The 10153-nt window shown below is 66.3% G+C and carries 14 protein-coding genes; 6 read left to right on the top strand and 8 right to left on the bottom strand.

Annotated elements, in window-relative coordinates; translation table 11 throughout:
* The first annotated feature begins 35 nt into the window (after positions 1 to 35).
* From AC1DYS_RS30340 to msrQ, 4 genes are all read left to right on the top strand, one after another.
* Positions 36 to 665: a c-type cytochrome gene (locus tag AC1DYS_RS30340; RefSeq protein WP_477905516.1), complete on the top strand. Its 630-nt coding sequence runs from the start codon at positions 36 to 38 to the stop codon at positions 663 to 665.
* A 108-nt stretch (positions 666 to 773) separates the two neighbouring features.
* Positions 774 to 1136 (top strand): hypothetical protein, encoded by a 363-nt coding sequence (locus AC1DYS_RS30335; protein ID WP_156154465.1) that lies wholly within the window; start codon positions 774 to 776, stop codon positions 1134 to 1136.
* 77 nt (positions 1137 to 1213) lie between these two features.
* A complete protein-coding gene (gene msrP / locus AC1DYS_RS30330; RefSeq protein ID WP_477905513.1) occupies positions 1214 to 2203 on the top strand; it encodes a protein-methionine-sulfoxide reductase catalytic subunit MsrP in 990 nt (329 codons plus the stop codon).
* 2 nt (positions 2204 to 2205) lie between these two features.
* Positions 2206 to 2862 carry a protein-methionine-sulfoxide reductase heme-binding subunit MsrQ gene (gene msrQ / locus AC1DYS_RS30325; protein WP_477905511.1) on the top strand — a complete coding sequence of 219 codons (657 nt, stop codon included), beginning with the start codon at positions 2206 to 2208 and terminating at the stop codon, positions 2860 to 2862.
* A 25-nt stretch (positions 2863 to 2887) separates the two neighbouring features.
* On the opposite strand, the gene AC1DYS_RS30320 is transcribed toward msrQ, so the two are convergent.
* The 5 genes from AC1DYS_RS30320 to AC1DYS_RS30300 are packed head-to-tail and all read right to left on the bottom strand — an operon-like array spanning position 2888 to position 6135.
* Positions 2888 to 3154, bottom strand: coding sequence for a hypothetical protein (locus AC1DYS_RS30320; protein ID WP_156154424.1), 267 nt, complete (start codon positions 3152 to 3154; stop codon positions 2888 to 2890).
* A 58-nt stretch (positions 3155 to 3212) separates the two neighbouring features.
* Complete coding sequence (locus AC1DYS_RS30315; RefSeq protein WP_477905509.1) at positions 3213 to 4682, bottom strand: S8 family serine peptidase; 1470 nt, start codon at positions 4680 to 4682, stop codon at positions 3213 to 3215.
* A gap of 22 nt (positions 4683 to 4704) precedes the next feature.
* Complete coding sequence (locus tag AC1DYS_RS30310) at positions 4705 to 4923, bottom strand: hypothetical protein (protein WP_477905507.1); 219 nt, start codon at positions 4921 to 4923, stop codon at positions 4705 to 4707.
* Positions 4924 to 4969: 46 nt separating this feature from the next.
* Complete coding sequence (locus tag AC1DYS_RS30305; RefSeq protein WP_477905505.1) at positions 4970 to 5374, bottom strand: carboxymuconolactone decarboxylase family protein; 405 nt, start codon at positions 5372 to 5374, stop codon at positions 4970 to 4972.
* Complete coding sequence (locus tag AC1DYS_RS30300) at positions 5371 to 6135, bottom strand: 5'-methylthioadenosine/adenosylhomocysteine nucleosidase (protein WP_477905503.1); 765 nt, start codon at positions 6133 to 6135, stop codon at positions 5371 to 5373. Before AC1DYS_RS30300 ends, AC1DYS_RS30305 begins: the two co-directional genes overlap by 4 nt.
* A gap of 118 nt (positions 6136 to 6253) precedes the next feature.
* Here AC1DYS_RS30300 and AC1DYS_RS30295 point away from each other — a divergent pair, with 118 nt between their 5' ends.
* On the top strand, positions 6254 to 7402 hold the full coding sequence (locus AC1DYS_RS30295) for a tetratricopeptide repeat protein (protein WP_477905501.1): 1149 nt from the start codon (positions 6254 to 6256) through the stop codon (positions 7400 to 7402).
* Between the two features lie 61 nt (positions 7403 to 7463).
* The gene (locus AC1DYS_RS30290; RefSeq protein WP_477905499.1) at positions 7464 to 7937 is read left to right on the top strand and encodes a CreA family protein; all 474 of its coding nucleotides are present in this window, start codon (positions 7464 to 7466) and stop codon (positions 7935 to 7937) included.
* Positions 7938 to 7958: 21 nt separating this feature from the next.
* On the opposite strand, the gene AC1DYS_RS30285 is transcribed toward AC1DYS_RS30290, so the two are convergent.
* From AC1DYS_RS30285 to AC1DYS_RS30275, 3 genes are read right to left on the bottom strand one after another with little or no spacing between them, the layout of a single operon-like run.
* On the bottom strand, positions 7959 to 8588 hold the full coding sequence (locus AC1DYS_RS30285; protein ID WP_477905497.1) for a hypothetical protein: 630 nt from the start codon (positions 8586 to 8588) through the stop codon (positions 7959 to 7961).
* A gap of 40 nt (positions 8589 to 8628) precedes the next feature.
* Complete coding sequence (locus AC1DYS_RS30280; protein ID WP_477905495.1) at positions 8629 to 9420, bottom strand: DUF899 domain-containing protein; 792 nt, start codon at positions 9418 to 9420, stop codon at positions 8629 to 8631.
* A complete protein-coding gene (locus AC1DYS_RS30275; protein ID WP_477905493.1) occupies positions 9417 to 10115 on the bottom strand; it encodes a Vgb family protein in 699 nt (232 codons plus the stop codon). The genes AC1DYS_RS30280 and AC1DYS_RS30275 overlap by 4 nt, the downstream gene beginning before the upstream one ends.
* Positions 10116 to 10153: the final 38 nt, after the last annotated feature.

Here is a 10153-nt window from a genome sequence, read left to right as displayed (position 1 = left end):
ATCGCTGGGTTTTGCACCAAAAAAGACCCAAGCCCATGAAGTCCTTTGCACCCTTGTTGTCGAGTCTGATGCTCATGGCTTCGCTGGCCGCGCCGGCCTTTGCCGCCGAGCCCCCGGCAGCTGCCAAGCCCGATCTGGCCAAGGGCCAAGAGATTTCAACCAACGTGTGCGCCGCCTGCCACACGGCCGACGGTTCCCGTGGCAGCCCGGCCAACCCGATCCTGCAAGGCCAGCACCCCGAGTACCTCGCGAAGCAACTCGTCGAGTTCAAGGCGGCCAAGCGCGTCAATCCCATCATGCAAGGATTCGCTGCCACGCTCAGCGAGGCCGACATCAAGAACGTGACTGCGTTCTACGCTTCCAAGCACGCCAAGCCGGGCTTCGCGAAGAACAAAGACACGGTCAGCCTCGGCGAGAAGATCTACCGCGGCGGCCTGGCTGACCGCAACGTGCCGGCTTGTGCCGGCTGCCATGGCCCCACCGGGGCTGGCATTCCTTCGCAGTACCCGCGCCTGGGCGGTCAGCACGGTGACTACACCGAAGCACAGCTGAAGGCCTTCCGCGACGGCGGCCGCAAGAACAGCCCGCAGATGATGGGCGTGGTCGCGAAGATGAACGACAAGGAACTCAAGGCCGTGGCCGACTACATCGCCGGCATGCGCTGAAGGTTCGCCTGCGTTGCACGGAGAGGCCGGTCGACCACCGGCCTCTTTTTCATGGCGCCGCTGAAGCGCCGGGCCTATAGTGGCAGCTCGCCCACTTTCACCAGCGCCATGCCCTACGTTCGCCGCGGCCCCGATGGTTTGATCGAAAGCCTGCACCGCCAGGACAGCGGCGGTCTGGAGTTCTTGCCCGAAGGGCACCGCGATCTGATGTCCTTCATCGGGCACACGGCCGCCAACCCGAACGAGTTCGGCCGATTGGATGCCGATTTCGTGCGTGTGATCGAGGACGTGATCGACACGCTGATCGTCAAGAACGTCATCAACATCACCGATCTCCCCGGTGAGGCGCAGGCCAAGCTGTTCGCGCGCAAGAGCTTCCGCGAGCGCGTGGCGCGCAATCCACTGCGGCTGTTCTCCGACACGCAGTTCGGCGCCGTGATCGACGACACGAATTTCGGCGAACTCTCCTGAACCCTCTGTAAGGTTGTCGCCTCCAAAGGCGACCGAGTGTTCAAGGGCCCAGCCCACATCCCGCTTCAGGAGTTGCCATGCACTACCGCAAAGACCGTGGGTTCGACCACGGCGTTGCCTCTGAAATCACGCCCCGCGGCGTTTACGAGGGTCGCCGTGACCTGCTCAAGCTCCTCGCCGCAGGCGGTGGCATGGCACTCGGCCCCTGGGCCTTGCGCGACGCCATGGCGCAGACGGTGCGCCCCGGCAAACTGGCCGCGTTGCCAGGCGCCCGCAGCGCCATTGCTGGCGGCGTGACGATGGACAAGGTCACTTCGTACACCGACATCACGAGCTACAACAACTACTACGAGTTCGGCACCGACAAGGCCGAGCCCGCACAAAACGCAGGCTCCCTCAAGACCCGCCCCTGGACGGTGGCCATCGAAGGCGAAGTCAAGAAACCCAAGGTCTACGACATCGACGAGCTGCTCAAGCTGAGTCCGATGGAAGAACGCATCTACCGCCTGCGCTGTGTCGAAGGCTGGTCGATGGTCATCCCGTGGGTCGGGTATTCGCTGTCAGAGCTGATCAAGCGCGTGGAGCCCACGGGCAACGCCAAGTTCGTCGAATTCACGACGCTCGCCGACCCGAAGCAAATGCCCGCCTTGAGTTCGAACGTACTGGCCTGGCCCTACGTCGAAGGCCTGCGCATGGACGAAGCCATGAACCCGCTGGCCCTGCTCGCCTTTGGCCTGTACGGCGAAGTGCTGCCCAACCAGAACGGCGCGCCGGTGCGACTGACCGTGCCCTGGAAATACGGCTTCAAGAGCGGCAAGTCCATCGTCAAGATCCGCTTCACCGAGAAGCAGCCTGCCACGTCGTGGAACTTGGCTGCAGCGCGCGAATACGGCTTCTACTCCAACGTCAACCCGAAGGTCGACCACCCGCGTTGGAGCCAGGCCACAGAGCGCCGCATCGGTGAAGGTGGTGTGTTCGCGAAGAAGCGGCCGACCCTGATGTTCAACGGCTACGAGCCACAAGTGGGCCAGCTCTACGCCGGCATGGACCTGCAGAAGAACTTCTGACCATGGCCGCCGTGCTGTCCCCTTCGGCGCCCAAGCCAGCCGCTGCGCGCGGCAAGGCTGTGTGGCTGCACCCCGCTGCCAAGCCGCTGCTGTTCGTGGTGTGCCTGCTGCCCTTTGCCTGGCTGCTCTACGGCGCCTTCGCCGATGCACTGGGTGCCAACCCGGCGGAGGCCTTGATCCGCTCGACAGGCGACTGGACGCTGCGCTTCCTGTGCATCACGCTGGCCGTGACACCCCTGCGGGTGATCACCAGCCAACCCGCCCTGCTTCGCTTTCGCCGCATGCTGGGCCTGTTCGCCTTCTTCTACGTCGTGCTGCACTTCCTGGCCTATTCGTGGCTGGACATGGGGTTCGACCTCGAAGCCATCACGAAGGACATCCCCAAGCGCCCGTTCGCGCTGGTCGGCTTTCTTGCCTTCTTGCTGATGATCCCGCTGGCTGCCACCTCGTTCAACCGTGCCATCAAGGCATTGGGGGCCAAGCGCTGGCAAACCTTGCACAAGCTCGTCTACGGCATCGTGCTGCTAGGCCTGCTGCACTTCTTCTGGATGAAGGCGGCGAAGAACAATTTCGCCGAAGTCTCGGTCTACGCGGTGGTGATCGCCGTGCTGCTGGGCTGGCGCCTAGTGCGCCGCATCCGCAGCGGGTCTGCCCGCTGAACAGACGGCAGGACTGAGAGGCCGGTTAGCGGCTGCGGCCGCGCGCCGCAGCACGAATGGCCGGTCGGGGCACGCGGGGGAGCGGTGTCACGGTCTCGGCGCACACCTGCCATTCGGGCAGCAAATGCGTCAGCTTGCGGGCCACATTGGAGTTGGCCTCGACCAGCAGCATGTCGGGTGCATCGTCGATGACCCTGGCACCGGCGCCCGCCGCCACCGCAGCCGTGTCCACCCCCGACTCACCGTGGTGGCGGGGTTGGCTTCCGGAGTAGCGCAAGACGTAACGACTCATGGTGCTGGAAATTGGGACAGTTTGAGAAAAAACTACGTGCTCATGATAAGCCCGCAGGTCATTGCGCGAGCCCTGCACCCTGCGTAAAAGGTGGCAAACCCATGTCCCGCGCACTCTCCAAGGCCAGTTTGACGATTGCATCGGCCCGGTCACCATCGCGCGGCATGGCCAGCGTCTTGGCATCGGCCGCCAGCCGGCGCGCCAAGGCGCCGGTGACGCCGGGGCAGGCCATCGACGTGCCGTCCATCACGCCGAAGCGGTCGTGGGGAATGCACGAGATGATGCCCACGCCCGGCCCGGCGAGGTCGACTTCCGGGCCAGTGTTGGAGAAATCGGCGATGTAGCTGTGCTCCTTGCCCATCGGCAGCTTGACCGTCTGGCTCTGCATGGCGCCCTCCGGCCACAACCCCTTGAAGCCGAGTGCCGACACCGCCACGGCCAAGGCGTGCCGGGCCGGCCAAGCCACGGCAGCACCATCGTTGCCGGCCGCGATCACGCACACCACGCCCTTGGCGCGAGCGGCCTTGATGGCTTCGCTGGTGGTCGGATCGTCCGGGCCACCGCCCAGGCTGAGGTTGAGCAGGTCGCAGCCGTCGGCCACTGCCCGGTCGATGGCCTTGGCAATGGCAAAGCTCGACGCCCCCTCGGCGTTCTTGCCGAAGACGCGATACGCCCGCAGCGTGACACCCGGTGACACGCCCAGGAACCCGCTGCCATGGCCGGCGATGATGCCGGCCACATGGGTGCCGTGGATGTCGCTGTCGGACCAATCGGTCGGGTCCTCGCCGGTCACCGCGTTCATGCCGCCGGCCACGGTGAGCGCGGCGTGAGGGCCGATCCCGGTGTCGATCACGCCGACGGTCACGCCCGACCCATCGGCCAGCTCTCGCTTGGCGTAGGCCTTGGTCCGCGCATCGACGAAGGCCAGGTCGATGGCTGGCAGCTCGATCGTTTTGCCCTGCAGCGGCCAGTTGTTCAGCAACACCGGCCAGGCGCTGTGCGCGGGATAGAGGTACACACGCTCCAGCACCCGCACCGACCGGGGCAGCTGCAAAGACACTTCTCCCTTTGCGTTGGTCGTGCCCTGGGCACCCTTGCCGGCGGCGAAGTCGCTGAAGGCGATCACATCGACACCGCGCAGAGGCTTGCCGCTGCCCTTCAGCACCACCTTGATCACCGGCTGGGCCAGGGTGGCGCGGGCCGAGAAGGCCTGCATGCCCGTCAGCACCGGTGGCCGCGGCGCGCGCATCGACGGGTAGAAGACCTCGGGCACGACACGCAGGCCCGGCTGCTCGCGCTTGAGCTGCACCAGCGCCGCACCCGACATCGACACCAGCTTGGCGCCGTTCGACTGGATCGAATCCAGCACCGTGAATCGCGCCATGCCCCGGTCGCTCGAGTTCGCCAGGCGCTTCACGCCGGGCGCGCGCATGGTGCTCAGGAAAATCTCGGTGGCGGTGGAGTTGTGGGGCTCATCGGTGGTGAAGCCCCGCGTGGGCAGCAAGACGAAACGGGATATCGAACTCATCGTGTCCTTCACAAATGCCCACTCAGATTTTCTTGACCTGCCCGTCGAGCAGCTCGTCTTTTTGACAGATCTCGTCGTTGCCCACCTGGAGCCACTGCCCACCGGAACCGATGCACACAGAGCGAGCCGTGTCGCGCCGGTCTCTCACGCGCTCGGGCGCCGTGGATACGCGAAACACGCTTGCACCGACTGCTGCCAGCACCACGATCACGAACGCGCTGCGCGCAAGGTTGAGGGTCATTTCCCGCTCCTGGAGGGTGACCGTCGGAGCTTACGCCAGACCTTCTTCATTCGCTCGGCGAATCGAAGCTCAACCCTTCGGCCGACAGCCATTCGGTCGCAGCCCGAAACGCCGCGGCTGCCGCCGGCACACCCGCGTAGGGCGCCACGTGCAGCAACACCTCGCGCAGCTCGAGCAAGGTGGCACCGTTGTTCAGCGCGCCGCGCAGATGGCCCTTCAATTCCCGCGTGTGGCCCAGCGCCGCCAGCATGGCGACAGTGCACAGGCTGCGCTGCTTCAGCGCCAGGCCGTCACGCAGCCAGGTCGAACCCCAGGCATGGTCGTTGGTGAGGTCTTGCAGGGGCAGGGTGAAGGCGGTGGCACCGGCCAGGGCACGGTCCACAAAGGCATCGCCCATCACCCGGCGGCGTTGCGCTTCGCCGGGGCCGGGCGCTTCGTCTTGCTTGCTCATATGGAACTCCTCGATGCCGCGCCGAGAGCGCGCAGATGGTGCTGAACGATGGACAGCGTGTAGCGGCTGGCCACCTCGGTGACGAAGTGATTGAAGTCCACATGCGCCGTGTCGTCGGCGCGGTCGGAGACCGTGCGAACCACGGCAAACGGCACACCGAAGTCGTGGCACACCTGCGCCAGCGCCGCGCCTTCCATCTCCACGGACAGTGCATCCGGCAGGCTGCTTCGCAAGGCGTCGTTCTCCGCCCGCTGCGACACGAAGCGGTCGCCGCTGACGATCAAGCCGCGGTGGACTCGTGCGCCGGGCGCGCCATGCTCGTCCAGCGTGCGCTGCGCCGCATCGGCCAGCGCGTGAGACAAGCCCGGGTCCGCCGCAAACCGCGAGCGGCCATACAGCGGCACCTCGTGGCGCGGAAACAGCGGCGAGGCGTCCATGTCGTGCTGCAGCAGCGCATCGGCGACCACCACATCGCCTACCTGCACGCCGGGAGCGAGCCCGCCGGCGGTGCCGGTGAAGAGGATGCGGTCGACGTCGAACTCCGACAGCAGCAGCGTCGCCGTGGTCGCCGCCGCCACCTTGCCGATGCGCGACAGCACCGCCACCACCTCGCAACCTTCCAGGTGGCCCAGCCAGAACTCGCGGCCGGCGCGCAGCACGGGCTTCTCGTCCGGCATCCGCGCCAGCAGGCTGCGCAGCTCCTGCTGCATGGCGCCGACGATGGCGATTCTTTTAGGTGTGGTTCTAAGTGTCGCGGTCATGGGTGACATTTTCCTCACGTTGACCATGATGCCCGCTGCCACCGGGACCATCCCGATGCGCTGCGGCCGCCACAGGCATACGATGCCGCATGGCGTTCTACGCTGGCGGAGGCTTCTCATGATGCGCTGGGCTGTACTGTTGTTTTGCACGCTGCTCGCCGCCTGCGCGAGCACTCCCCCGCCGGCCGTGCCGGATCAGCTGTTTCGCGACGACCTGTTCAGCGCACCCGCACAACCCATTCGCGCCGACGACATCTTCGCCCTCACCGACGAGATGAAGCGCTATGTCGACGTCGAGATTTCTCAACAGCTGCGCAGCAAGGGCCCGCAAAAAGGTCTGCTCGACGCGCTCTACAGCAAGCAGCAGCTGAAGCTCGAATACGACTCCGAGCGCACACGCAATGCGGCAGAGGCCTTCGAGGCACGCGCCGGCAATTGCCTGTCGCTGGTGATCATGACCGCGGCGCTCGCCAAGCACCTGGACCTCCAGGTTTCATACCAAAGCGTCTACACCGACGAAGTCTGGACCCGCAGCCACGACACCTATTTCGCAAGCGGCCACGTCAACCTGACGCTCGGGAGGCGTTGGCTCGAGACCACCAACCGAGGCACCCAGCTCAGCTGGACCATCGACTTCCTGCCGCCAGAAGACTTGGCAGGCCAGCGCTCACGCCAGGTGAGCGAAGACACCATCGTCGCGATGTTCATGAACAACCGCGCCGCCGAAACCATGGCCGCCGGCCAGCTCGACGCCGCCTACTGGTGGGCTCGCGCCGCCCTGGAGCGCACGCCCGGCTTCCTGAACAGCTACAACACGCTGGGAGTGATCTACATGCGGCGCGGCCAGCCGGCACTCGCCGAGGCCACGCTGAAGCACCTGCTGCAACGCGACCCCACCAGCACGGTGGCCATGTCGAACCTCTCCCGCCTGCTGGAGATGCAGGGCCGGCTCGATGAGTCGCGTGCGCTGGACCGCCAGCTCGCGAAGATCGACCCCGAGCCGCCGTATCACTTCTTCGAGCTGGGCCAGGCCGCGATGAAAGCCGGCGACGCCCTGGCCGCGCGCGACTGGTTCGCCAAGGAAGTGAGCCGCGCGCCGTACCACTCCGAATTTCATTTCTGGCTGGCGGTGGCCGACTTCCGCCTCGGCCTGGTAGACGAGGCGCGCAAGCACCTCTCGGTTGCGCTGCAGAACAGCACGCGGCGCAGCGAGAAGCAGCTCTACGCCGCCAAGCTCGACTACCTGAGGCAGATGGGCGTGCAGTGAACCGTTGATGAACGGCCTGCTACCGTGCAGGCTCCAACTTCATTTGCCGAAAGGGCCTGACATGCGACGCCTCGCACCCCCGCTCACCTTCTGTCTGCTCGCGGCCACCAGCGTTGCCCACGCCGAGAGCATCGGCTCGGTCGACACCGTGTTCAAGTTCGTGGGCCCGGACCACAAGATCATCGTCGACGCCTATGACGATCCAGGCGTGAGCGGGGTGACCTGCTACGTCTCGCGCGCCAAGACGGGCGGCGTCACCGGCGCACTGGGCCTCGCCGAAGACAAGGCCGAAGCGGCCATCGCCTGCCGCCAGGTCGGGCCGATTGCGATTGCCAAGCCGCTGCCGCGCCAGGAAGAAATCTTCAACGAACGCATCAGCCTCGTCTTCAAGAAGCTGCGCATCGTGCGCATGGTCGACCCCAAGCGCAACACGCTGGTCTACCTGACATATTCCGACCGCCTGGTCGAGGGCTCGCCGCAGAACTCGGTAACGGCCGTGCCGGTCGACCGCGGTACCGCGATCCCGGTCAAGTAGCCGTCCACCCGCTGGCCCCAGCTACCGCAGCGCCACCAGCAGGACACCGGTGACAGCCAGCGTCGCCGTCCACGCGTAGCGCGGCACCTTGCCGCCCAACACCTTCGCGTGCACAGCGACGCCGCGACACACGCCGGTGGCGATGGCACCGGTCGTCACCAGCATCGCCACCGTGTGCACGCCCACGGCCGCCAGCGCCAGCAGGAGCGAACCCGACGCGGTGATCTCACGCGCCGGGTTGTCCGCCAGGCACAGCGGCACGAGTGCGGGCACCAGCATCATCCCGGCCCCGTGCGTGCTGCCCATCAGGAACGACCACAGCGCCATGCCGGCAGAGCCCGCCATGGCGCCGACAGGCACACACGGCCGAGCACCTCGCAGCACGCGGGCCAAGGCCATGCCGACCAGCAGCGCCCCGGCCACGCCTTGGTACAAGCTGCGGTCCATCGACAGCCCCAGCGCCATCACGCAGGCCACCACCGCAACCGACGCGGCATGCCCGAGGCCGATGGGCAGCAAGGCATGCCGGGCTTCTGCCGCGCTGCCCGCACGGACGCCCCGCGCGGCGGCAAACATCCAGCCATTGGCCGGCATCGCCCCATGCAAGGCACCGAGTCCGGCGATGGCCAGCCAGGGGCCGAGGTTCGACATGGCATTCGCCGTTGAGGTGCGACAGGCTCAGCCCTGAAGGTCAGGCGCGAGCCGAACAGCACGAGCCAACCGTCGGCGCCGCCTTCGCAGCCGGCTGCGGCTCGTAGCGGTCGTGGTGGCGCACCCACTCCATCTTGTAGTCCACCTCGCGCTCGTCGCGGCCCTTGGGCGTGAGGTCCAGCAGGTCGTAGGTGCCCATCATCACTTCCACGCCGCGACCAAACGTCGAGTAAGTGTGGAACACCTCGCCTGCGTCGTTCTTGTAGAACACGCTGACGCCAGGCGCCTCTTCGCCGCGCGATGGAACCGGGCCGTAGTTGTAGAACACCTCGCCTCGCGCCATCTCTTCCGCCTTGAAGCTGACGGCAAAGTCGAAGTTGAAGTCGTTCGCATTCGACGACACCCACTTGAACTGCCAGCCCATGCGCTCGCGAAAGCGCTCGATCTCCGCCAGCGGCGCCCGCGAGACGGCCACGAAGCTGATGTCGCGGTGTGCCAGGTGCACGTTCATGCCGTCCACGTGGTCGGCCATGAACGAGCAGCTCGGGCAGCCCTGCTCCCAACCCGGGCCGAGCATGAAATGCTGCACCATCAGCTGCCGCCGACCTTCGAACAGATCGGTCAGCGAGCGACGGCCCTCGGCCGTGTCGAACACGTAGTTCTTGTCGACGCGTTCCCAGGGCAGCGCACGGCGCTCTTCGGCGATTTGGTCTTGCAGATGCGTCAGCTCTTTCTCGCGCGCCAGCAGCGCCTTGCGCTCGGCGACCCATCGGTCCTTCGAGACGACGGGGTGGTTCTGGGTGCTCATGGTGGTGGTGTCGTGGTGGTTCATGCTGTTGCTCCTTTTGAACGTCGTACGGCGCGGACCTTTCCGCTCGCTCCGCCGCCGCAGTAAAAAAGATCGGCTCCGTCGGACTCCATGCCGCTGACGCCCACGCCGGGCGGCAGCTCCAGGCGTTCGATCACGGCGCCGCTCTGGGGGTCGATGCGACGCACGTCGCTCTCGTCACCTTCCCAGGTGCCGTGCCACAACTCACCATCGACCCAGGTCACGCCGGTGACAAAACGGTTGGACTCGATGCTGCGCAGCACCGCGCCCGTCTTCGGGTCCACCTGGTGGATCTTGCGATCGCGGTACTGCCCCACCCACAGGCTGCCCTCGGCCCAGGCCAGGCCCGAGTCGCTGCCCGAACCGGGCGCGGGAATCGATGCCACCACCTTGCCGGTGGCCGGGTCGATCTTGTCGATGCGCGCCTCGGCGATCTGGTAGAGGTGCGTGCCGTCGAACGCGGTGCCGGCATCGCCAGCGCAGGCCAGCGAGCGCGCGGGCTTGCCGCTCGCAGGGTCGAAGGCCACCAGCTTCGCGCCGGTGGCCACCCACACCTGGTGGCCATCGTGGGTGACGCCGTGGATGGTGTCGGCACCATCGAAGGGGCCGTACTCGCGCACGATCTCGGCCGGGCGCACACGCGCCGTGGCGGCGTTTGCCTTCGGAGGCTTGTCTGATTTGTCGAGAGCTGGGCTCATGCTTGGTTTCCTTTCAGCGCACTGCACACCGGCGCCGT

It is taken from the genome of Rhizobacter sp. P2_G4 (genome assembly GCF_056403575.1).
This window is presented reverse-complemented; position numbering and strand designations above follow the sequence as displayed.